This is a genomic window from Geodermatophilus sp. URMC 60 (assembly GCF_053502585.1).
In genome coordinates, this window is sequence record NZ_CP199958.1 from 1,828,359 (window position 1) to 1,850,979 (window position 22,621).

Here is a 22,621-nt window from a genome sequence, read left to right on the forward strand (position 1 = left end):
TGGCCGCCGTCGCACGCGCGGAGCGCGACCCGGGGCAGCCGGTCAGGAGAGCCGGCCGTCGTCACGGACGATGCGGAGGTGCGGGCCGGTGCGGATGTCAGCGCCGGGATCGTCCACGAGCGGGAGTCCGACCACCCGGCGGACCCGGTTCGGCGGCACGTCCAGGGCTCGGGCGAGGGCCTCGGCCAGCCGGTCGCTGACCGGCCGGCGGTGCCGCCCGCAGGCGATGCGCTCGATGGTCTGCGCGGTGACGGCCCAGCAGGACCGGCGGGCTGCCTCCACGGCATCCCCGCCGAGCTCGAACAGGCGGCGCTGGACCAGGCGCTGCAGGTCGTCGTCGGCCACCCGGGAAGGCTAGGTCGACGCGGGCTCCGATGGCACGCCGGCCGTGCCGAAGGCGTCCACGACCTCCTGGCTGCTGCACCGGTGGGAGAGCAGGCTGTAGTCGAGGCTGGCGAGCGAGCGTTGCGCCGCCGCCGTGTCGACCACCCCGCACGCGTCCTCGACCACCACGGGCAGGAGGCCGAGGTCGGCAGCGTGGCGCGCGGTCGGCTCGATGCCGATCTCCAGCACGGCGCCGACCAGCACGAGGGTGGTCACGCCGCGGTCGCGGAGGACGGCTTCGAGCGGGGTCCCGACCAGGGCTGACATGCCGAGCTTGTCGAACACCGGCTCGCCGTCCACCGGCGCCAGCTCGCCGACGATCTGGGTGTGCGGGGCGTCCGGCGGGAAGGCCGCCGTCACCGCGGCCGCGTCGCGCACCCGCTGCCACGCCATGGCGGTGCGCAGCGCCGTGACCCCCATGTGGGTCGGCGGGAGCGACACGTGCCGGACGTAGAGCACGGGGACCGCGGACTCCCGCGCCGCCCGCAGGACCGCCGAGATCCGCTCGACCAGCCGGTCCCGGTCCTGCACGTGGGCGAGGATGCCTGCCTGCGCGTCGTACACGAGCACTGCCGACGTCGTCGGACGGCACATCTCGCCCACCGTCTCGGGGACCGCCATGCCGAAGGCCTGCTGCATGCGCGGCAGCCTGTCAGTCCCCGGCGGTTTCCCGGCCGGTCGAGCACGCGGTGAGTGTGGACGGCGGCGAGGTCCGGCCGGACCCCGGGCGTCTCAGCCGGCCGGGACGGCAGCGGTCGCGAGCACCTCCCGTGCCCGGTCGCCGGCCAGCAGCACCTCGGGCAGGCCGGCCAGCGCGGTGCGCATCTCCGCCACGCCGCCGAACTGGAAGCCGAGCTGGGTGGGGTAGCAGGCGCAGGCCTCGGCGCGCCGGTCGAGGTCCTGCGGGAGGCGGACCTCGGTCAGCCCGCCCGGCAGCTCCGGGCCGGGGGCGGCGGCCGGGTCGCGCAGCACGTAGGGGCTGTCGCGCCACCAGAGCACCGGCCGGTCCAGCCCCGCCACCGCCCGCAGCACCTGCCGGTGGTCGACGTGCCCGCCGAGGGCCTGCGGAGCCAGCCAGAGGTCGGCGTCGTACCCGTCCAGCGCCGCGGCCAGCGACCGCCACACGTCGTCCCCAGGGTGGACGCCGGCGAACAGGTCGGCCGCGCTGGTGTACCCCCGGTGCGGCGCCTCGGGCAGACCGAGGTACACGGGCTCGGCGCCCAGCCGCGACATCGCGGCGGCGTCCTCGGCGCGTCGCACGGCGAGGTAGTCGACGTCGGCCGGGAGGCCCTTGTCCAGCTGGCAGGCCAGCGCGAAGCCCTCGGGGTCGGGCACGCTCGCCGTGAAGCAGGTGACCACGGTGACGTGGTGGCCCTCCGCGGCGAGTGCCGCGAGGGTGCCGCCGACGGAGAAGGCCGCGTCGTCGAGGTGCGGGCTGACCGCCATGACACGCATCAGGAGGACCTCACAGCGTCCATCGTCCGGCTCCGCACCCGATCCGCTCCTCGGTCGCCGGCGCTCCCTCGGGCGTCGTGCTCACAGGAGGTGCGCCGCGGAGCGGAACCGGCAGGAGAGGTCGACGCCCGAGGGCATCGACCAGTCGGGGGACGGGGTCGTGCCCACCACGGACCGGTGGACGGAGTCGACGGCCCGCGCCAGCACCGGCCAGGAGTAGAGCCGCCGCACCTCCTCGAGCGCCGTCGTCGCCAGCCGCTCCCGCAGCGCGCCGTCCCCGAGCAGGCGGGTCAGCGCGGCCCGCAGCCCGGCGACGTCGCCCGGGGTGTGCAGCAGCCCGTTCTCCTCGTGCCGCAGGCAGTCGACGACGCCGACGCTGTCGGTGCTCACCGTCGGCAGCCCGCTGGCCATCGCCTCCAGCAGCGTGTTGCTGAAGCCCTCGCTGTAGGTCGGGCTGACGAAGACGTCGGCCGAGCGGTAGACCTCCGGCGCCCGCTCGGGCGGGACGTAGCCGAGGAACGTCGTCCGCTCGTCGGCGCGGGCCCGCGCCTCGTCGAGGTCGGGGCCGATGCCGGAGACGACCAGGCGGACGCCGTCGGGCAGCGCCTCGAGCAGGTCCAGCACGCCCTTGCGCCGGTCGACCCGGCCGTGGAAGAGCAGCACCGGCGGCTCGCGCAGCGCGCCCAGCGGCCGCTCGGCCGGCGTGAACCGCCGGGTGTCGGTCGCGCCCGGGACGATCGTGAACCGCGCCGGGTCGCTGCCGAGGTTGCCGACCACCTCGTCGCGGAAGCTGGCGCTGCCGATGAGCACCGCGGAGGAGGCGTCGACGACGGTGCGCATCGCCTCGGCGTGCGTGGTGCAGCAGGTGCCCACCCAGTGGCCGTCGCCGCCCTGGATGCTCACCACCGCCGGCAGCCCGGTCTCGCGGGCGGCGGCCAGCACCGCCAGCCCCGGCGGGTAGCCGTACTGGGCGTGCAGCACGTCGAAGGGCCGCTCGCGGTGCAGGCCGACGACGGTGCGCACGATCTCGGCGATGTCGCCCTCCCAGTCGGCCGGGACGACGGTCTCGCCGCGGCTGGGCAGCGCGACCACCTCGACGCCGGCGGGCACCCGGTCGGGTGGGGGCGGACCGCCGCCGTAGACGCGGGTGCCGGCCTCGTCGTCGCGGTACTGGCTGACCAGCGTGACCTCGGTGCCGAGGGCCACCAGCTCGCGCAGCAGGTTCTCCGCGTAGACGCTCATCCCGCTGACCGCCGGCCAGTAGCGGCGGCTGACGAAGCAGATCCTCACGACTGCTCGGCCTCCCTCAACGTCGCGATCGCGCGCGGCACCATCTCGTGCGCGCGGTGTCCGTCGCGGGAGAGCTCGAGGGTGACCAGCCGCTCGTAGCCCACCTCCCGCAGCGCCCGCAGGACGGCGGGCAGGTCGACGTCCCCCTCGTCGAGGGGCAGGTGGTCGTGCACGCCGCGGCGCATCCCCTCGACGGCGACCGTGCCCAGGTGCGGGGCGAAGGCCGCCACCGCCTGCTGCGGCTCGTACGCCCCGGCGACGACGCAGTGGCCGGTGTCCAGCGCGAGGGTGATCCCGGGGACGTCAGCAGCCAGCCGGGCCCAGCCGTCGCAGTCCTCGACCAGCATCCCGGGCTCGGGCTCGACGGCGAGGGCGTAGGACCGCCCGCCGTGGCTGTCGACCAGCGCGCGCACGCCGTCGACCAGCCAGCCCCACGCCTCGCCGCGGTCCACCCCCGGTCGTGGCACGCCGGCCCAGAAGCTGACCGCCTCCGCGCCGAGCACCTCGGCCAGGTCGCAGGCCAGCCGCAGGTAGGCCAGCCGCCGCGCCCGGCCCTCGGCGTCGGCGGTGACCAGCGTCGGCTCGTGCTTCACCCGAGGGTCGAGCAGGTAGCGGGCACCGGTCTCCACGACGACGCCCAGGCCCAGCTCGTCGCAGCGCGCCCTGGTCTTCTCCGCCTGCGCGAGGGCGTCGGACGCGAACGGGTCGAGGTGGACGACGTCGAGGGTCAGCGCGACGCCCGCGTAGCCGGTGTCGGCGAGGAGGGGCAGGGCGTCGGAGAGCCGGTGCGAGGTCAGCCCGTTGGTGTTGTACGCGTACCTCATCGGGAGAGCACCTCCGCGACCGTGTGCCGGCCGGGCTCGCGGTAGAGCGCGTAGAGGGCGCCCACCCGCCGGTCGGCGCCGGCGCGGTCGAACCAGGCCGGCCCACCGAGGCGCTCCTCGGCCTCGGCGGTCAGGTGCACCCGCGCCCACCCACCGGGGTCGGCCCCGACGGCGACCAGCGGCTCGCCGCGCTCGAGCAGCCGGCGCACCCCGCGCTCGCCGATCCGCCCGTAGGACATCGTCTCGACCTCCAGGCCCGGTACCAGCACCTTGGCCGCGACCGCGTCGCCGACCGAGGGCTGCAGCTCGACCAGCACGTCGTGCCCGGCGGCGTGCAGGGCACCGGTGACGGTCGCGTGCAGGTCGTCCCCGGACCACGTCGGCAGGTCGGCCAGCGCGACGGTCTCCCGGCGGGAGAGGACCGGGTCCCGGAGCAGGTCGACCAGCGCGCCGGTGCCCATCCGGGTCCAGGCGAGCATCGCCTGGAGCGCGCGGTCCTCCTCGACCAGCCGCTCCGGCGGGTGCCCGCCGCGCCAGGCCTCGAGGTAGCCCGGCGGGGTCGCCGGCAGGACGACGTCGAACGCGCCGTGCATGAACGCCTTGCGGCTGCGCGCCGACGCGAACTCGTGCAGCGCCTTGCGGACGGCGGTGTCGCGGTCGGGGTGCGCGGCCTCGCCGCACGCGGTCGCCATGACCGGCACCGGCTCGGACAGGTCCCGCGAGCAGCCGACGGCGTACACGTCGACCACGCCGAACTGCGTCGTCGCCAGCTTGACCACGACGTCGATGCCGGCGGTGTCGAGCCGGCCGAGCAGTGCGAGGGCGTCGGGGTCGCGCAGCCCCGCGAGGTCCACGACGACGCCGCGGTCCATCGCGCGGAAGGAGGTGGCGTTGCCGTCGCGCTGCAGGACCTCCAGCAGCGCGTGCGCGACCGCGCGGTCGGCGTCGAAGCCCGCGCCCTGCCCGTTGGTGACCACCGTGGTCAGCCAGCCGCCGGGGGGCGGGGTGCCGGGCAGGTCGTCGGGCGCGGAGGCGACCAGTTCGGCGGGCACCAGCACCGTCTCGCCGTCCCGCTGCCGGGTCATGGGCAGCCACTGCAGCGGCCGGTCGTCGTCGTAGGCGCTGCCGGCCTCCAGGCAGAGGGTGCGCGGGTCGGCGACCCGGTCGCGGCCGTGCCGGCGGGCCATCTCCGGGTAGGAGCCCTGCTCGCGCTCGACGCCCTGGTGCGCGCGCAGCGACAGCGCCATCTCGGCCATCTCGCCCAACGCACCGGTGCGGGCCTCCTCGCGGGTGGCGCCGTAGCCCAGGCCGCTACCGCCGGGGTGCTCCGGGCTCGGCGGCAGGACGGCGCTGTGCAGCGGCACGTCGAGGACGTCGAGGCCCTCGATGGCGAACTCCTCGACCGGTGTGGGGAAGGAGTCGAGGTACCGCTGCGACGCGGTCAGCGTGCTGGTCACAGCTCCTCCAGCGCGACGGGGGCGGCGTCCGGCGGGCCGGAGAGCAGCCGCTGCACCAGGTGGACGACGTGGTCGGTGGTCACCCCGCGGACCAGCTCGAACGGAGTCGCGACGGCCTCGAAGTCCAGCGCGCCGACCACGGTCAGGTACTCCCGCAGCTCGCCGTGCGAGAGCGGGATCTGGGCGTGGAAGGCCTTGTGCGCGCTCAGCGCGACCGGGGCGCCGGCCTCGTCGAGGTCGACCTTGAGCGAGTCGCCGCAGAAGAGCACGCCACGTCGGCGGTCGTGCAGCACCGAGTGCCCGGGGAAGTGGCCGCCGGTGCGGTGCAGGGTCAGGTCGGGGGCCAGCTCCAGCTCGTCGTCCGCCGGCCAGGTGACCCGGAAGGCCTTGGTCCACTCCAGGTCCCGGACGCCGACGCAGACGACCCGCGGCTCCAGCTCCTGCTGCAGCTGCCACAGCGCCCCGTACCCGTGCACGTGGCTGGAGGCCAGGACGTCGAACCCGCCCGACGCCAGAGCCATCCGCCGCAGCTGGGCGAGCATGTCGGCGGTGTACCAAGGGGCGCACTCGAAGCCCACCAGGCCGGCGTCGCTCTCGATGACCCAGCCGCGGCTGTCCAGGCCGAAGCGCGGGTGCGTCCCGAACTCGGTGACGCCCTCGACGGCGGTCGGGCGGCAGAAGCCCTCGACCGTCTCCTCGACCTGCGCCGGCGTCACGAACTCGAAGCCGTTCGCGGGCAGCGCGTTGCGGACGTCGGCGCAGACCGGGCAGACCAGCGGCCCGGGCGCCGGCCAGCGCTGCCAGTGCCCGCAGTTCGTGCAGGCGTAGGCGGGCAGGTCCGGCAGCAGCCCGCGGTAGGGGTTGGTGTCGACCGGTGTCATCGGGGGCCTCCGGGGTCCTCGAGGGCGGTGAGCAGCAGCCGGTGCAGCGCCAGGTCGCGGGCGGCGTCGTACGGCCAGGGCGCGTGGCCGGCGACCGCGGCGGTGAAGGCGGCGAACTGCGCGGCGAAGGGGGAGTCCCCGGCGAAGGGGACGTCGACCGGGTCGGGCCGGTGCACCGTCAGCGAGCCGCCGGCCGTCTGGCCCATCGTGTCGACGGCGACGGCCATCCCGCGGGTGCCGACGACCTCGAGCCGGCGGCGGGGGAGCGCGTCAGGGGTGTTGAAGGCGACGTGCAGGTCGACCAGCACGCCGCCCGCCGTGCGCCCGGACAGCAGCGCGCCGTCGTCCACCGGGTAGTCCTGCACCCGGCGCTGCAGCAGCGCGCGCAGCTCCACGACGTCCTCGCCGAGGAGTACGCCGGCCAGGTCCAGGCCGTGCGGCGCCAGGTCGATCGCCGCACCGCCACCGGCCCGCGCCCGGTCGACCCGCCAGTTGTCGTGCGGCCGGCCGTCCGGCGTCCAGTCGGTGGGCAGCCAGCAGCAGTAGACGATGCGCACCGCGGTGACCGTGCCGAGCTCGGGCACCAGCTCGCGCAGCCGCACGTGCGCGGGGTGCCAGCGCTGGTCGTACGCCGTCCCGAGGAGGACGCCGACCTCGCGGGCGGCGGTCACCATCGCGCGGGCGTCGGCGACGTCGGCGGCCAGCGGCTTCTCGCAGAGCACCGCCTTGCCGGCCGCGGCAGCCGACTCGACCACCTCGCGGTGCGCGGCGTTCGGGACGGCGACGTAGACCGCGTCCAGTCCCGGGGTCGCGAGGAAGGCGCCGAGGTCGGCGTGTGCCGGGGCGTCGACGGGCAGGCGGGCCACCACGCCGGGGTCGCGGTCGTGCAGCGCGACGACCCGGGCGCCCGGCGTGGCGGCAAGCGCGGGCAACGCGTGGTCGCGGGCCACCCAGCCGCAGCCGGCGACCCCCCACCCGACGGTGCTCACCGCCCCTCCTCCCCGTCGAGATCGCGGATCCTCGCCGGGGGGCGGGCGGCGCTCACCACGCCTCCGGGAGGTCGACGAGCAGCCGTCGGCGGGCGGCGTCGGCGGGCAGCGGGTCGGGCCAGCGGGCCGGCAGGTACGCCGATCGGGGGCCGTACTCGCCGGCGTAGCGCTCGCTGGGCCAGCGCAGCCGCCCGTCGGCGTACAGCGGGTTGGGGCGCAGCGGCGGCAGCGGCTCGCCGAGGTCGACCGGCGCGGGGGACAGCGGGTCGCCGGCGACGAGGGCGACCGCCTCGCTCGCGTGCAGGTCGGCGGCCGGGGCGGGGCGCGGCGCGCGGCCGGCGAGCAGCGCCTCGGTCAACTCGGCGTCGTCGTAGAGCAGGTCGGTGCCGAGCACCGCGGCGTAGCCCTCCGGGGTCAGCGGCTGCCCGTGCGGGTCGGCGACGTGCGCGTGCCCGACGACGACGGTGCCGCCGTCCCCGGCGAGCTCGCGCATCGCTGCCGCGGCGGCGGGCTTGTCGCGCAGGAAGTAGAAGGCGTCGTGGCACAGCACGTAGGCCGGCGTCGGCACGTCGAGGGAGGGCACGCCGGTCACGTCGGCGCAGACGTAGCGCGCGGTCGGGCAGACGAAGCGGCGGGCCAGCCACAGCTTGGCCCAGACGACGTCGACCCCGACCAGGTCGGTGCAGCCGCGGCGGGCCAGCTCGCGCAGGTGCGTGCCGGTGCCGCAGGCGACGTCCACCACCGGCCTGCTCCCCGGCCAGTGCTGCTGCAGCAGCGCCAGGCCCGCCAGGTGCGTGGGGTCGGACCAGCGGTGGGCGAAGTAGTCGGCGACCCGGCCCATGCCCAGCAGGCCCATCGCCTCGCGCAGGGTGCCCGCCGCCGGCACGCGGGCCAGCTGCTCGGGTGGCGGGGCGGGCTCGGTCCACCAGTCGTCGGCGTCGGCCAGCAACGCCACGCGGGCGCGGTCGACGTCGCCGCGCGCGAGCAGGCCGGCCACCTCGGCGCGCAGCTCGTCGCGCCCGGTCCTCGCGTACGGGATGCCGTCGACCACCGGGACGGCGGGTGCCGCCGTGCTCACGGCGTCACCGTTCCCTCCCGCGCGGCGGAGCCGCCAGGTCGACACCGCCGCTCACAGTCCCGCCGCCGCCAGGACGTCGAGGTGGAAGGCCTGCACCGGCCCGGCGTGCACGAGCTCGAGGTCGTCCAGCGCCTGCGACGCGGTGAACGCCGCCGCCCGCGCGTGGTGGTGCACCTGCAGCACCCGGTCGAGGACGTCGGCGGCGTGGAAGGCCTGTGACTCCGGGGCACCGGCGTCCGCGCGCAGCCGCAGCACGCTGCGCAGCCGCTCGGCCAGCGGGCCGGGCAGGGCGGCCAGCTCGCGCTCCTCCAGCGTCGTCATGACCTGGCCGAGCGCCGAGCCGAGCAGCACCTCACCGGCGAACCCGGCGTCGGGCAGCACGACGTTGTGCAGGTGGTGGGCCAGCCCGACGAGGAACGGCGCCACCGGGTCGGCACCGAACACCGGAGCGACGAGCACGCCGTAGACGGCGACGGTCAGGCAGTGGTCGCCGTGGCTCTCCGGCGGCTCGACGACCACCCGCGGCTTCCCCGGGGCGGTGGCCCCGGCGCGCGGCTGGCGGTTGAGCCGCTCGGCGAGCGCGGGCGGCTGCGGTGTCGGGACGGCGAGCGGCAGGGCCTCGCGCAGCCGCGCCCGCAGGCCGTCGTCCAACGGTCCGGCGACCTCGTCGAACCCGCGGCCCAGCACGTCGCGCGCGTCGTCGTCGGCCAGGCCCGCCCTCCGCAGCACCGCACCGTCGATGCCCGCCAGCCGGGCGCGGGCCACGGCCGCCGCCGTCTCCGACAACGCGACCGTGGCCGCGTCCTCACCCGCGGCCAGCCGACCCCAGGCGCGGGCGAAGGCCTGCTCGGCCAGCGACCCGGGGGCGTCGGCGACGCGGATCCGTTTGGCGTCGCCGACCTCGGTCAGCAGCGGGCGGAGCTCGGCGAGGGCGGGGGAGCCGCCCGTCACCGGCCGGCCGGCGCGCCGGCGACCCAGTCCAGCAGCACGCGCTCCTGCCGGTGCAGGGCGTGCTCGGGGGTGCCGCCGTCCGGGGTCATCGGCGCCTTGAAGAACCAGCCGAACTGCGTCTGCACGCCGCCCTGCCCGCGCTGCTGCGCCAGGTCGGTCAGCCGGGCCAGCTCGATCGCCAGCGGCGCGGCCAGGATCGAGTCGCGGCACTGGAAGTCGACCTTGACCTGCATGCGCTGGCCGAGGAAGCCGACGAGGTCGATGGCGTCCCAGGCCTCCTTCTGGTCGCCGCGCGGGCGGTAGTAGTCGATCCGCACGACGTGGTCCTCGACCGGGTAGCCGAGGATCGAGTCCAGGACGCTGCCCTTGGTCTGCAGCTTGCTCGACAGGGAGTCCGGGTCGTCGAGGGCCTGGCCGTCGCGATTGCCCAGGATGTTGGTGGAGTACCAGCCCTCGACGGTGAGCGAGCGGCTGCGGAAGGCCGGCGCGAGCACCGTCTTCAGCATCGTCTGGCCGGTCTTGCCGTCCTTGCCGGCGACCGGGACCCCGCGGTTCTCGGCGAAGGCGACCAGCGCGGGGACGTCGGCGGCCAGCGACGGCGTGAAGTTGACGTAGCCGACGCCCTCGGCGATCGCGGCGTAGGCGTAGACCATCGCCGGGGTGATGGCGCGGTCGCCGGCGTCGAGCCCGGCCTCGAAGGCCTCGACCGTCTGCAGCGCGGGCGCCTCCGGGTCGGGCCAGCGCTCGGTGGAGGCCAGGTTGACCAGCACGAGGCCGTCGAGGTCGTTCTCCTCGCGGAACCTGCGCAGGTCGGCCCGGACGGCGTCGACCTGGGCGCGGCGGCTCTCGGCGAGCACCACGTTGCCCCCGGTCACGTTGCGGCAGAAGTCGGCGTCGCCCGCGGCCGGCCACGGCGTCACCGAGGACAGGTGCGGCCCGGCCTGCTCCAGCTGGTGGGGGTCCAGGACGCCGTGCAGCTCGGCGGCCTTGCGCAGATCCGTGCCGTCGAGGTCCCAGCCCCCGACGACGATGTCGGCGTACCCGGCCATCCCGGTCGCCTCCTCGAGGGGGCGCCCCTCGACCTCCAGCCCCGCCAGCGGCAGCCCGGTCGTGTCGCCCGTGCCGTTGCGGAGCAGTTCCAGCCCCGCCACGGCGGTCGTGGCGACCGCTCCACCGAGGCCGACCACGGCCATTCCGACCCGACGCGGTCCAGCAGACAACTCGATCCCCCTTGCACTCGACACGATGACGCGCGACCCACCGTGGCACGGGTCACAGGTGCCCGCAGCTCGAAAGTGGAGTGAATCCAGTCTTGGAGTTCATTCCAACGTCCTGACCTGCGCGTCGGCGCTCCGAGAAAGTCGTCGGGAGAGCCGCTTCTGGCCGGGCCGCGGTGCACGGCTCGGTCGCCGCTGCGCTCGTCGGCGCACCGGGAGTGGTCGACGCAGCGCCGGGTGGCTCAGCCGGTCTGCCGTCCGCGGACGCGGAGCGGGGGGAGCGTGCGGTCCACGTAGGCTGGACCTCCGTGAGTCTCACCATCGGCATCGTCGGGCTGCCCAACGTCGGCAAGTCCACGCTGTTCAACGCGTTGACCAAGAACGACGTCCTGGCGGCGAACTACCCGTTCGCGACCATCGAGCCGAACGTGGGCGTGGTCGGCGTGCCGGACCCCCGCCTCGGCAGGCTGGCCGAGCTGTTCTCGTCGCAGAAGACGATCCCGGCGACGGTGTCGTTCGTCGACATCGCCGGCATCGTGCGCGGTGCCAGCGAGGGGCAGGGGCTGGGCAACAAGTTCCTGGCCAACATCCGCGAGAGCGACGCGATCTGCCAGGTGATCCGGGTGTTCACCGACCCCGACGTCGTGCACGTCGAGGGCAAGGTCAGCCCGGCCGACGACATCGAGACGATCAACACCGAGCTCGTCCTCGCCGACATGCAGACGCTGGAGAAGGCGATCCCGCGGCTGGAGAAGGAGGCCCGCAAGGACAAGGAGCGGGCCGCGCTCCTGGCCGCTGCCCTGGACGCCCAGAAGGTCCTCGACGAGGGGAAGCCCCTCTTCTCCGCCGGCGTCGACCCCGACCCGCTGCGCGAGCTGACCCTGCTGACGACCAAGCCGTTCCTCTACGTCTTCAACGTCGACGAGGAGGAGCTGGCCAACGAGGGGCTCATCGCCGAGCTTCGGGGGCTCGTGGCGCCGGCCGAGGCGATCCTCATGGACGCCAAGATCGAGGCCGAGCTCGCCGAGCTGCCCGAGGAGGAGGCCGCCGAGCTGCTCGCCGGCATCGGCCAGGAGGAACCCGGCCTGCACCAGCTGGCCCGCATCGGCTTCGCCACCCTCGGCCTGCAGACCTACCTGACCGCCGGCCCCAAGGAGGCCCGCGCCTGGACCATCCCGATCGGCGCGACCGCCCCGCAGGCCGCCGGCGTCATCCACACCGACTTCCAGCGCGGCTTCATCAAGGCCGAGATCGTCTCCTACGACCAGCTGATCGAGGCCGGCTCGATGCAGGAGGCCCGCGCTCGCGGCTGGGTGCGCATGGAGGGCAAGGACTACGTCATGCAGGACGGCGACGTCGTGGAGTTCCGCTTCAACGTCTGATCCAAGGCCGTCTACGCGGGGCAGCGCAGTGCCTCTACCTCCGGAGGCACATCGGGGGCACTCCCCGCCGCGTCGATCGCCGGCGGGTGCGTTCCTCGCTGTCCGGCATCAGGCGGCCGTGGGTCGACAGCACGAGCGAGGCGTTCCCGTGGCCCAGCCGATCGCCGACCACGGCCACGCTCTCGCCCGCGTGCCGCAGATCGGATGCGCAGTGGTGCCGGAGGTCGTACGAGGCCGTCCCCTTCCGGAGTACGGCCTTCTCCACTGACCCGCATCTCGCGAGCGAGGAACCGGAGAGGCCCGCGATGCGCAGGCACGGGCGGCCGAGCTGACCAAACGTGCGTACCACTACGGTCCTGACCGCTGTACTCCTGACCTGGGTGCTCGTTGGGTGCGGGGGACGGGAACACGAGTCGGTCGAGGAGCCGGGCCACGATGTCGTCGAGGACATTGGGCTGGAGTGTCCAGGGTTCACTCAGGTCAACCGAGCGGCTACTCCGCCGGGCACGGCTCGTGTACCGACTCGTCGTTCCCTGACCACGGCTCAGGGCTGGACATCATCGGACCCAACGTGGACCGGGACTGAGAGATCGCCGCGTTCGACGACCTGCCGCTCGACGGGTGCATCGCCTACAGCGACGGCTGGGTCGCGTGACCGCACGGAAGACGCAACGACCCAACTGCCGGATCGTGGCGGACCGCCTGGAGGCCGAGGTCAGGCGGGGGGAGTCGGGTGACCGGCGTTGTGGAGCTGGAGTTGAGCGCGAGGTCTGAGTAGTCGTGCTCAGGTAGCGTGCCGGCCCGCGCTTCTGCTTCAGCCTTCCCACGAGCTGCCGATGGTGCCTTCGTGGCCCGGCTCCTTGTTCGGCGACATCGCGGCCCCCGCTCTTCCGGGTTCAGGAGAACCAGCCTCGAACTCCGCCGCTGACCACGATCAACCGAAGGATCGACATGCACCAGAAGATCAACCGCACCCTGGCGACCATCGCCCTCGTCCTCGGCATCGTGATCATGCTCGCCGTCATCGTGGCCGGGATTTTCGGGCTCTACGCGGCCAACGAGGTGGCCACCACTGTGGGCAACCTGGGCGGGGACACTTCGACCGTCGACCCCGTCGCGCCGGTCCAGCCGGGTGACCCCGGCTACGAGCCCTTCTGCTACGAGACGGAACTGGGCGAGGAGATCTGCGAGTGAGGAGGCGCACCCCCGGCCGAGGGAAGTAGCTGACCCAGCAGTGACTCCTGCCAGGCCGTTGTGCAGCTCCGGGTCGCCTCGACGCTGGCACATCTCGCCGTGTGGGTGCTCCGGAGTCGAGAGCCTGCCCTCCGTCCCCCGGGGCGCATCTGGGGCACAGGAGGTGAGAAGCGCAGGGCATCGTCGGGGACTCTTCCAAGGTCAGGGCGCGGGTAGGGGACGGCCGCGCTGGTCGGCCACCCTCGGGTCGATGTTCCGCTTCGGCGTCCGAGGTGCAGGGCCGTCACCGGCGCAGGTCGGCGACCTCGCCGAGGCGGCCGAGCTCGTACGGGTTCCGCATCGCGTACCTGCGGGTGATCCGGCCGTCCTCGATGACGAAGGCGATCGCCGTGTCGAACCGGCCGCCCTGGTCCATCCGCGCGGCGAACGTGCCGTTGACCAGCGGTGTGGTGATCTGGATGCCGGGCGCCGGCTCCGCGAAGTGGGACAGTGCCGAGGCCACTCGCTCGCCGCCCTCGACCGGACGACGGGCGACGGGGGTCAGACCTCCGCTGCCTGCGACCGCCACGACGCCGGGCGCGAGCACGCCCATCCGGCCCTGCACGTCGCCTGCGGTGAGGGCGGCGAGGAACCGGTCCACGACCCGCTGCTGCTCGATGCGCCTCACCAACGTCCGGGGTCGCCGCGCGGCCACGTGCTCCCGAGCCCGGTGGGCGATCCGCCGCACGGTGGCGCTGGCCTTGTCCACCGCCTCGGCGATCTCGTAGTAGGGCACGTCGAAGACCTCGCCCGATCGCGCCGGCCGCGGCCATGGCCGCGAACGTCGCCAGGTCGCGATCCAGCCGGTTCCACGAGTCGACCTTGCGACCGAAGCCCACCGTGTCCTTGAAGACTGCCGGGTAGTGCCAACAGGACCCCGGCCGCCTCCGGTACCTGGCCGACCATCTCGCGGCTCATCGTCTTCAGCAGCGCCCCACAGATGCCGGTGATCTCGGTCGCGGAAACCCCGGATGCTGCTCGCCATGTCTCCTCCAGGGGTGTGGTGGGTCGACATCGAGACACCGGCCGCACTCCGGGTGTGGCACCTCCGGCGGAGACCCTCCGGGGGAGCCTCGTGCGCCAGCCGCGCCCTTTCGGAACGGCTAGCCCCTGTGGTGTGCTCACCCCCTTCCGCTCCCGCCACGGAACAGCGATGGAGAAGCCGTGACCACACCGACCACGCACCCGCAACGGACCGTCCAGGTCGGCGACATCTCCGTCGCGGTCCAGGAGTACGGCGAGGGCGAGCCGCTGCTGATCGTGAACGGAACGACCCAGTCTCTGGGCTTCTGGGCGGAGAGCGCGCCGGTCCTGGCGAGCCGCCACCGGGTGGTCACCTACGACCTGCGCGGCATGGGAGGGTCCGAACGAGGCTCGGGGGAGATCAGCGTCGCCTCGCTGGCCGCGGACGCCCGCGGGCTGCTCGAGGCGCTCGACATCGAGCGGGCACACGTCCTGGGCTACTCCCTGGGCAGCGCCATCGCGCAGGAGCTCGCGCTGGCCGCTCCGGAGCGGGTGGCCTCGCTCGTCCTCTACTGCACCTGGGCCCGCACCGACGGCTTCCAGCGCGCGGTCATCACGGGGCTCGCGCACCCGTGGCGCACCGGCGACCTCGAGGCCGCGCTCGGAGCCCTCGGCATCGCCTTCTCGCCGCAGCTGCTCGACAGCCCGGAGTTCGGCGAGCTCGTCGAGCAGCTGCTGCCGCTGTTCCCCAGCACCGAGCAGCAGGTCCGGACCACCGTGGAGCAGTGGGACGCCGACCTGGCCCACGACACGCTCGACCGGCTCGGTGGCATCACGGCGCCCACCCTGGTCATCGCGGGCGAGCAGGACCTGCTCACCCCGCCGTGGCACGGCCGGCAGGTGGCCGAGACGATCCCCGGGGCGAAGCTGCACATGTTCACCGGCCCGGGCTCCAGCCACGCCCTCGGTGTCGAGCGCGCCGAGGAGTTCCTGCCCCTCGTGCAGGACTTCCTCGCCGAGCAGCGGCTCTCCTGACCAGCGACGGAGGAGGCCGACAACGCGCCTGACGGGGCGCTGCGGTTCCGGAGACGCTCCTGAGGTGCTCCAGTCAGAGGCTAATGTGACTTAGGTCACTTCCCGGACACTGGAGGTTCCTCATGACGACGACCACCGAAGCGGCAACCGCCCAGGAGCCACTCGGCAACGAGCCGGGGCCCCAGCACGTCGACGTCCTCATCGTCGGCGCCGGGGTCTCCGGGATCGGCGCCGCCCACCACCTCCAGGAACAGTTCCCCGACCGGTCGTTCGTCATCCTGGATGCACAGGACAACCGAGGCGGGACCTGGTGGACCCACCGCTACCCGGGCGTGCGGTCCGACAGCGACCTGTTCACCTACGGCTACCGGTTCAAGCCCTGGCGCGGCCCGTCGATCGCCGCGGGCGAGGAGATCCTCAACTACCTCGACGAGGTCATCGAGGAGGACGGCCTCGATCGGCACATCCGCTACCACCACCGCGCCACCGCGGCCAGCTGGTCGACCGAGGACCGCCGGTGGACCGTGGAGGTCACCCGCGGCGACACCGGGGAGCAGCTGCAGTTCACCACCGACTTCCTGTGGATGTGCCAGGGCTACTACAACCACGAGAAGCCCTACCAGCCGCAGTGGGAGGGCCTGGACCGGTTCCAGGGCCTGGTCATCCACCCGCAGCAGTGGCCCCAGGACCTCGACCTCGCCGGCAAGCGCGTCGTCGTCATCGGGTCCGGGTCCACGGCCGCCACGCTGATCCCGGCCATCGCGCAGGAGGCCGAGCACGTGACGATGCTGCAGCGCTCGCCCTCCTACTTCCTCGCCCCACCCCTGACGCACGAGCTGGCCGTGACGCTGCGCCAGCTGGACATCCCCGAGGACTGGACGCACGAGATCCTCCGCCGTGCCTACGCCGCCCAGTTCAACGAGCTGGCGCGGATGTCGCTCGAGGCGCCCGACGAGCTGCACACCTTCCTCATGGAGTCCCTGAAGCCGCTGCTGCCCGAGGGCTTCGACATCGAGAAGCACTTCACCCCCCGCTACCGCCCGTGGCAGCAGCGCATCGCGATCGTCCCGGAGGGTGACCTGTTCGCGGCACTGCGCGAGGGGAAGGCCTCGATCGTCACCGACACGATCGACACGTTCACCGAGAAGGGGATCCGTGTCGGCTCCGGCGAGGAGCTCGAGGCCGACGTCGTCGTCAGCGCCACCGGGTTCAACCTGTCCGCCTTCGGCGACGTCGCCTTCACCGTGGACGGCGAGCCGGTCGAGTTCCCCGAACGGGTCACCTGGCGCGGCATCATGATCAGCGGCATCCCGAACATGGCCTACGTGTTCGGCTACTTCCGGCACAGCTGGACGCTGCGTGCCGACCTCGTCAGCGACCTGGTCTGCCGGCTGTTCGAGACCATGGAGGCGAAGGGCGCCACCATGGTCGTCCCGACGCTGCGGCCGGAGGACGCCGACATGCAGATCCGGCCGTGGTCGGACCCGGAGAACTTCAACGCCGGGTACGTCATGCGCTCGCAGCACGTCCTGTTCAAGCAGGGCGACCGGGAGCCGTGGACCCACATGGCGGAGCACGCGGAGGAGATGGAGCTCCTGCCCAAGGCCGATCTCGACGACGGGACGCTCGTCTACCGCTGATCCCGGCCACAGGAGGGGCGGGCGGCTGGACGCCGCCCGCCCCTCGCTGTCCCGTCCCCTCCTGCTCCGGCGTCGTGGACCGGGAGCCGGCTCCACGTGCTGACCGACGTGGACGGGCGGTCGAGACCCGCAGTGGCCGGTACGGCTACGCCGGGGTCACGGACGCCCGGTGGGGTCGTCGCCCGACGACTTGGCGGGTGGGATCAGCGGGTCCGGCACAGGACCGCCCGTCCCGCGGGTACCGCCCGTGCCCGATGCCGACGGGGGTGGCGTCACGACGACGTCGACCTCCTCGAGGATGACCGCGTCGACGTCGACCGTGTCGGTGCGCGTGCTCGTGCCCGCCGCAGTGCCCGTCCCGGTCCCCGCCCCAGTGCCCGTTCCGGTGCCCTGGCCGCCGGACGCTCGCCCGGACAGCTTGTCGATGCTGCCCTGCAGCGGAGCCGGAGCGGCGGCCCTGACCTGCTCCAGGGCCTGCTGCACCTGCGGCCGCTCCATGACGCCGGCGGCGGCCTGCCTGATCTGCTCGTACCGGTCCCGCCCGGCGCGCGCGCCGAGCACGTACCCGACCCCGAAGCCGAGTCCCAACGACAACCTGCCCATGACTCTCCTCCAGCTCTTCTCCAGTCGTGCACCGGTCTCGGCGACCACCTCGGGCACCGCCTCGGCTGCCGCGCCCACCGTGAGCACGGCACGTAGACCCGTCCGTCCGGCACGGACGGCACCCGTGGCCATCCGCGGCACCGCTGCCGCGACCGTCAGGGCGACTGCATCGGTGGTCTGCAGGGCCGCGTCCGTCCCGGCTCGGGCAGCCCGCCAGACGGCCTGCCCGGTCGTGGCCAGCAGCGGCGCGAGCTGCGCCGTGGCCGCGTCGGTGTAGGTCCTCGCCGCCGTCGACGCGGCCCGGCTCCGGCGCGCGGCGTCCACGGCCGCCCGACGGACGGACGCCTCCACCACCGGTCCGGCCGCCGCTGCCGCCTGCACGGCTCGGGCGCGGGCGGCGGCTGTGCCGGCCAGGGCGCGCTGTGCGGCCGACCTCGGCGGGGGCGCCCCGCGTCGCAGGAGGCGCGGCAACCCCAGGGTCGAGCCCCGGCGCAGGCGCACCGCTGCGACGACGGCTGCTGCCAGGCCCGCGAGCACGGCCACGGCGGTCGCCACCCCGCGACCGCGCTGCGCGGCGCCACTCGGGACGGGCGGACCGGCGGCGGTGTCCGGTGCGGACCCGACAGGCTCGGCGTCCGCGGGTTCGGCGTAGGCGGGCTCGGCGTCCGTGAACTCGGCCTCGGTCGGTGCGGCCCCCACCGGTGCGGTCTCGGTGGGTGTGGCCTCGGTCGGCTCGGCCTCGGCGGCCGGCAGGAGGCTGTCCGAGGTGGCTGTCGAGTACTCGATCCCGTAGTGCTCGTAGAGCGCCGCCTCCTGGTCCTGGGACAGCTCGCGGGAGGGGCCGAACCGTGGCGCGGCGTCGGCGTCGGCCCGGGTGACCGTGACCTGGACCCGGTCACCGCTCCCGGTCGCGCCGAGGAGCGGGACCACCACGGTCACGTCATCGCGCTCGGCGTACATCCACTCCGGCAGGCCGGTCGCCTCGTCGGCCAGCAGGGCGGCGCACGCCCCGATCTCGGCGCCGTCGCGGTCGACCACCGTCCTGCCGATCCAGTCCCTCGCCGCATCCCGATCGGGCAGTGTCATGGTTGCCCCCTGTCGTGAGCGGCCGGGACGCCGTGTCGACGGCCGTCGCCCGCAGCTACCCAGCAGGTGGCGCGCCAATCCGCAGTCCGTCGGGCACCGGCATCGGCGCGGCCGTCCAGGGCACCAGCGGGACCGCTGACGAGGTCGCGTCACTCGGTGCGGCGGGTGAGGCCAAAGGGCTCGACGGTGTGCGCGGTTGCGCAGTCGGGGCGTCCAGGAACTGCGCATCCGCGCACACCGATGCCGAGGCGCCCGCCGAGGAGGTGGTCCCCGGGGTCGCGGAAACCGTTCAGGCGGCCAGCGGGTGGTGGTGGCAGCGGCCGCCGACGGTGGCGCGGGCGCCGCACGGCGCCCCGGCCTTGGTGCGGCCGCCGCTGTCACCGCAGCGGGCCGGAGCGGCGACGGCCGGCGCCGCCGGCTGCTCGATGGCCGGGCGCGGGAAGGGCAGGACGACGGCGTCGCGCGCCTCGACCGGTGCAGCCGGGGGGAGAGCGGCGGGGGCGGTGGCCGGCGCGGTGTGCGCGGCGCGGCGGTGCAGGACGGTCGCGGCGGTCGAACCGGCGAGGAAGGCGGCGAGGGCGGTGGCGACGTGGCTGGCGCGCATGTCCGCGTCATCGGCAGAACCCGTACCGGGCGGGAACCCGGGCGTCGCACCCGCCTCACGCGCCGCAGCACCCTCAGGGTGGCGTGCATCACCGGTCGCGACGGCGGGTAGCGCGGGTGCTCCGTCGAAAGCGGTTGTCTGCGAGGGAGGACCAGCGAGTGACCACCAAGGTCGAGAAGTCGATCCAGGTCGACGTACCGGTGAACCAGGCCTACAACCAGTGGACGCAGTTCGAGGACTTCCCGCACTTCATGGGCGGGGTGAAGGAGGTCCGGCAGGTCGACGACCGGCACCTGCACTGGGTCGCCGAGATCGCGGGCGTCCGTCGGGAGTGGGACGCCTCCATCCTCGAGCAGGAGCCGGACCGGAAGGTCGCCTGGGCGGCCACCAGCGGCGCGACGAACGCCGGCGCCGTCCGCTTCGAGCCCGCCGGCCCGAGCTCGACGATCGTCTACCTGTCCCTCGAGTACGAGCCCGAGGGCGCGGTGGAGCAGATCGGCGACAAGCTCGGGATCGTGGAGCGGCAGGTCAACGCCGACCTCAGGCGGTTCAAGGAGCTGATCGAGGACGAGGGCTACGCCACCGGCGCCTGGCGGGGCTCGATCAACGAGGACCTCGACGTGGGTACGCCCGGCGTGGGTGACGCCGTCGGCTCGCACGGCGACAGCGGCAAGGCGGGGGTCTCCGGAACGGCCGTCGCCGCCGGCGTCGCGGCCGTGGCCGGTGTCGCCGCGGCGGCAGGAGCGGCCGTGGCCGCGTCGAAGGGGGACGACGAGGCGCCGAGGCCGGAGGGAGGCGCGCGCCAGCCCCAGGAGGTCACCGTCGTCGAGCAGCCACCCCCGGACGCGGTGCGGGACGACGCGCTGACCACGGAATCCGACCCGGCGGGCTACACGGCCCCGTCCTCCACGGAGGGTGTCGAGAAGGGCGTGCGGGAGAGCGGCGACGACCCCATGATCGGCGGCGGCAGCCGCACCTGACTCCCGACGGTCGGTGGAGGCGGGTCCGAGGGGCGCCTCCACCGACCGGTCGCCGTCGACCCATGGCCCCTGGAGGCCGGCCGGCCTGGCAGGCTCGTCCGTGTGATGCGCGTCGGCCTGGTGCTGGGCGGTGGCGGCGTGGTGGGCCAGGCCTACCACTCGGGCGTGCTGGCGGTGCTCGAGCACGACTTCGGCTTCGACCCCCGCACGGTCGACGTGGTCGTCGGGACCTCGGCCGGTTCCATCACCGGCACGCTGCTGCGGTTGGGCGTCTCGGCCGAGGATCTCGCCGCCTGGACGGTGAAGGCCCCGCTGTCGGACGAGGACGACGTCCTCCGTCACGTGGCCGGCACTCCCGTCCCCGAGCTCGCGCCCTTCAACCCGCTGCACGCCCTGCGCCGGCCGCTGCGGCTGCCGGGGCGTCACATGGTGCAGCGTGCACTGACCCGACCGTGGCGGTTCCGCCCGTTGGTGGCCGGCATGGCCCTCATCGCGCCGGGACGGCACGACATCGCCGGACAACTGGCCGCGCTCCGCGAGCTGGAGGGACCGGGGTGGCCGGACCCCGACCTGTGGATCTGTGCCGTTCGCCGGCGTGACGGGCGCCGGGTCGTGTTCGGTCGCCCGGGCGCCCCCGAGGTGCCGCTGCACCAGGCGGTCGCGGCGTCCTGTGCCGTACCCGGGTACTTCGCCCCGGTCGAGATCGGTGGCCACCAGTACGTCGACGGCGGTGTGCACTCACCGACCAACGCGGCGATCCTCCGCGGTCGCGGACTGGACCTGGTCATCGTCGTCTCGCCGATGAGTGGTCCCGCGGGATGGCTCCCCGACGTCTACGCGGCATCCCGTCGGCACTCGGCACGTCTGGTGAGGCACGAGGTCCGGGCGCTGCACCGCACGGGTGTCCGGACGATCGTCTTCACTCCCGGTGCGGCCGAACAGCAGGCCATGGGCAACGACATGATGTCGCGGCACTCCCTCAACGAGGTCATCCAGCGGTCCTTCCTGGCGGCCGGCGCGTACGCCGCCACCCCGGAGGTCTCCGGCCTCATCACAGCGGCGGTGGAGTCGCAGGGTCGCTGACCGGACCGGGGCGAGGTCCCGACGACGGGAACGCCGGTGCTGCAGCAGCACGGCGTCGGGCCCGGCCTCCGCGAGGTCGGCTGCAGCAAGCGTCGGACCATGACAAGGCAAACACTTCGCCAACGCCCCGGCTCGAGCGTCCGCTCGGCGATCGGCCTCCCTAGCGTCCCCGGCCACGAGCGCTGCGGATCTACCAGCACCCAGCGCGCACCTGGTCCGAGGAGCAGTGGTCGGCTGATGTCCGTCTCGACGACAGACCTGATCGTCTTCGGAGCGATCGCCGTCGCGGTCCTGGTCCTGATGCTCGTGATGTGGGTGCTGGCCAGACACCGGTGACGGGCCCGGCCGGATCACCGGGACGGACTCCGGTGCCTGATCTCCGGTGGTGATCACCTCGCCGCTGCGGCAACCTCGCGCGGGACCCCGGACGACAGGAGCACCGTCGTGGAGTACCGCACGCTCGGCCGCAGTGGCTGCTCGGTCTCGGCGCTCGCCCTGGGCACGATGACCTTCGGCGCCGAGACCGACGAGGCGGGCGCGCACGAGCAGCTCGACCTCTTCGTGGAGGCCGGCGGCACGCTGGTCGACCTCGCCGACGTGTACTCGGCCGGCGCCGCCGAGCAGATCACCGGGCGCTGGCTGGCCTCCCGCCCGGCCGGCGTCCGTGACCGCGTCGTCCTCGCCACCAAGGGCCGCTTCCCGATGGGCGCGGATCCCAACGCCCTCGGGACCTCCCGCCGCCACCTGCGCCGTGCGCTCGACGACTCCCTGCGCCGGCTGGGCGTCGACCACGTCGACCTGTACCAGCTGCACGCCTGGGATCCGCTGACCCCGCTCGAGGAGACCCTGCGCTTCCTCGACGACGCCGTCTCCGCCGGCAAGATCGGCTACCCGGGCCTGTCGAACTTCACCGCCTGGCAGGTGCAGCAGGCCGTCGATGTGGCCGAGCACCGGCACCTCGCCGTCCCGGTGACGCTGCAGCCGAGCTACAGCCTGCTCGTACGGGACATCGAGTTCGAGATCGTCCCCGCCTGCCTGCACAACGGCCTGGGCATCCTGCCGTGGGGCCCGCTCGGCGGCGGCTGGCTGTCGGGCAAGTACACCCGCGACCAGCGGCCCGAGGGCGCGACCCGGCTGGGGGAGGACCCCGGCCGCGGCATGGAGGCCTACGACCGGGTCGGCTCCCGGCAGCGCACCTGGGACGTGCTCGAGGCCGTCCAGGACGTCGCCGAGGCCCGCGGCGCCTCCATGCCGCAGGTCGCGCTCGCCTGGCTCGTCGACCGGCCCGCCGTCACCTCCGTCATCCTCGGCGCCCGCACCACGGAGCAGCTGCGGGACGACCTGGGTGTCGTCGACGTGGCGCTCGACCCGGAGGACGTCGCCCGGCTCGACGCCGTCAGCGACCCGGGCCGCGCCGACTACCCGTACGGGGACGTCGGTGCCGAGCAGCGCAGCCGCACCCCGTCCGGAAGCTGACCCGCCCGCA

The 22,621-nt window shown here is 74.2% G+C and carries 21 protein-coding genes; 7 read left to right on the forward strand and 14 right to left on the reverse strand.

Features of this window, described 5'->3' with window-relative positions; all coding sequences use genetic code 11:
• Positions 1-42: 42 nt before the first annotated feature.
• The 11 genes from ACWIX3_RS08795 to ACWIX3_RS08845 form a co-directional block, all read right to left on the reverse strand.
• A complete protein-coding gene (locus ACWIX3_RS08795; RefSeq protein WP_448611691.1) occupies positions 43-345 on the reverse strand; it encodes a hypothetical protein in 303 nt (100 codons plus the stop codon).
• Between the two features lie 9 nt (positions 346-354).
• The gene (locus ACWIX3_RS08800) at positions 355-1,023 is read right to left on the reverse strand and encodes a cysteine hydrolase (protein WP_448611692.1); all 669 of its coding nucleotides are present in this window, start codon (positions 1,021-1,023) and stop codon (positions 355-357) included.
• A 93-nt stretch (positions 1,024-1,116) separates the two neighbouring features.
• Positions 1,117-1,830, reverse strand: coding sequence for a PIG-L deacetylase family protein (locus tag ACWIX3_RS08805; RefSeq protein WP_448611693.1), 714 nt, complete (start codon positions 1,828-1,830; stop codon positions 1,117-1,119).
• Between the two features lie 90 nt (positions 1,831-1,920).
• A complete protein-coding gene (locus ACWIX3_RS08810; protein ID WP_448611694.1) occupies positions 1,921-3,129 on the reverse strand; it encodes a glycosyltransferase family 4 protein in 1,209 nt (402 codons plus the stop codon).
• Entirely contained in the window at positions 3,126-3,953 is an 828-nt protein-coding gene (locus tag ACWIX3_RS08815) for a sugar phosphate isomerase/epimerase family protein (RefSeq protein ID WP_448611695.1), read from the reverse strand. The genes ACWIX3_RS08810 and ACWIX3_RS08815 overlap by 4 nt, the downstream gene beginning before the upstream one ends.
• Positions 3,950-5,410, reverse strand: coding sequence for a YcaO-like family protein (locus ACWIX3_RS08820; protein ID WP_448611696.1), 1,461 nt, complete (start codon positions 5,408-5,410; stop codon positions 3,950-3,952). The genes ACWIX3_RS08815 and ACWIX3_RS08820 overlap by 4 nt, the downstream gene beginning before the upstream one ends.
• Positions 5,407-6,291 (reverse strand): MBL fold metallo-hydrolase, encoded by an 885-nt coding sequence (locus tag ACWIX3_RS08825; RefSeq protein WP_448611697.1) that lies wholly within the window; start codon positions 6,289-6,291, stop codon positions 5,407-5,409. Before ACWIX3_RS08825 ends, ACWIX3_RS08820 begins: the two co-directional genes overlap by 4 nt.
• Positions 6,288-7,280, reverse strand: a complete 993-nt coding sequence (locus ACWIX3_RS08830; protein ID WP_448611698.1) for a Gfo/Idh/MocA family protein — start codon at positions 7,278-7,280, stop codon at positions 6,288-6,290. The genes ACWIX3_RS08825 and ACWIX3_RS08830 overlap by 4 nt, the downstream gene beginning before the upstream one ends.
• 52 nt (positions 7,281-7,332) lie before the next feature.
• A complete protein-coding gene (locus tag ACWIX3_RS08835; RefSeq protein ID WP_448611699.1) occupies positions 7,333-8,358 on the reverse strand; it encodes a class I SAM-dependent methyltransferase in 1,026 nt (341 codons plus the stop codon).
• A gap of 51 nt (positions 8,359-8,409) precedes the next feature.
• A complete protein-coding gene (locus tag ACWIX3_RS08840; protein ID WP_448611700.1) occupies positions 8,410-9,309 on the reverse strand; it encodes a hypothetical protein in 900 nt (299 codons plus the stop codon).
• The gene (locus ACWIX3_RS08845; protein WP_448611701.1) at positions 9,306-10,502 is read right to left on the reverse strand and encodes an inositol-3-phosphate synthase; all 1,197 of its coding nucleotides are present in this window, start codon (positions 10,500-10,502) and stop codon (positions 9,306-9,308) included. The genes ACWIX3_RS08840 and ACWIX3_RS08845 overlap by 4 nt, the downstream gene beginning before the upstream one ends.
• Before the next feature lie 332 nt (positions 10,503-10,834).
• On the opposite strand from ACWIX3_RS08845, the gene ychF reads away from it, so the two are divergent.
• Together ychF and ACWIX3_RS08855 are read left to right on the forward strand one after the other, a co-directional pair.
• The gene (ychF, locus tag ACWIX3_RS08850; protein WP_448611702.1) at positions 10,835-11,908 is read left to right on the forward strand and encodes a redox-regulated ATPase YchF; all 1,074 of its coding nucleotides are present in this window, start codon (positions 10,835-10,837) and stop codon (positions 11,906-11,908) included.
• A 951-nt stretch (positions 11,909-12,859) separates the two neighbouring features.
• Entirely contained in the window at positions 12,860-13,102 is a 243-nt protein-coding gene (locus ACWIX3_RS08855) for a hypothetical protein (RefSeq protein ID WP_448611703.1), read from the forward strand.
• A 283-nt stretch (positions 13,103-13,385) separates the two neighbouring features.
• On the opposite strand, the gene ACWIX3_RS08860 is transcribed toward ACWIX3_RS08855, so the two are convergent.
• Positions 13,386-13,877, reverse strand: a complete 492-nt coding sequence (locus ACWIX3_RS08860; RefSeq protein WP_448611704.1) for a hypothetical protein — start codon at positions 13,875-13,877, stop codon at positions 13,386-13,388.
• 428 nt (positions 13,878-14,305) lie between these two features.
• On the opposite strand from ACWIX3_RS08860, the gene ACWIX3_RS08865 reads away from it, so the two are divergent.
• Both ACWIX3_RS08865 and ACWIX3_RS08870 read left to right on the forward strand, forming a co-directional pair.
• Positions 14,306-15,139, forward strand: coding sequence for an alpha/beta fold hydrolase (locus ACWIX3_RS08865; RefSeq protein ID WP_448611705.1), 834 nt, complete (start codon positions 14,306-14,308; stop codon positions 15,137-15,139).
• 122 nt (positions 15,140-15,261) lie between these two features.
• Positions 15,262-16,779, forward strand: coding sequence for a flavin-containing monooxygenase (locus tag ACWIX3_RS08870; RefSeq protein WP_448611706.1), 1,518 nt, complete (start codon positions 15,262-15,264; stop codon positions 16,777-16,779).
• Positions 16,780-16,935: 156 nt separating this feature from the next.
• Here ACWIX3_RS08870 and ACWIX3_RS08875 read toward each other — a convergent pair whose 3' ends face one another.
• Complete coding sequence (locus tag ACWIX3_RS08875; protein ID WP_448611707.1) at positions 16,936-18,468, reverse strand: hypothetical protein; 1,533 nt, start codon at positions 18,466-18,468, stop codon at positions 16,936-16,938.
• Between the two features lie 289 nt (positions 18,469-18,757).
• The gene (locus ACWIX3_RS08880) at positions 18,758-19,072 is read right to left on the reverse strand and encodes a hypothetical protein (protein ID WP_448611708.1); all 315 of its coding nucleotides are present in this window, start codon (positions 19,070-19,072) and stop codon (positions 18,758-18,760) included.
• Between the two features lie 158 nt (positions 19,073-19,230).
• Between ACWIX3_RS08880 and ACWIX3_RS08885 the strand changes: the two genes are divergently transcribed.
• The 3 genes from ACWIX3_RS08885 (at position 19,231) to ACWIX3_RS08895 (ending at position 22,611) form a co-directional block, all read left to right on the forward strand.
• Positions 19,231-20,052 carry an SRPBCC family protein gene (locus tag ACWIX3_RS08885; protein WP_448611709.1) on the forward strand — a complete coding sequence of 274 codons (822 nt, stop codon included), beginning with the start codon at positions 19,231-19,233 and terminating at the stop codon, positions 20,050-20,052.
• 105 nt (positions 20,053-20,157) lie between these two features.
• Positions 20,158-21,135, forward strand: a complete 978-nt coding sequence (locus ACWIX3_RS08890; protein ID WP_448612452.1) for a patatin-like phospholipase family protein — start codon at positions 20,158-20,160, stop codon at positions 21,133-21,135.
• Between the two features lie 444 nt (positions 21,136-21,579).
• Positions 21,580-22,611 carry an aldo/keto reductase gene (locus tag ACWIX3_RS08895; RefSeq protein ID WP_448611710.1) on the forward strand — a complete coding sequence of 344 codons (1,032 nt, stop codon included), beginning with the start codon at positions 21,580-21,582 and terminating at the stop codon, positions 22,609-22,611.
• Positions 22,612-22,621 lie beyond the last annotated feature (10 nt).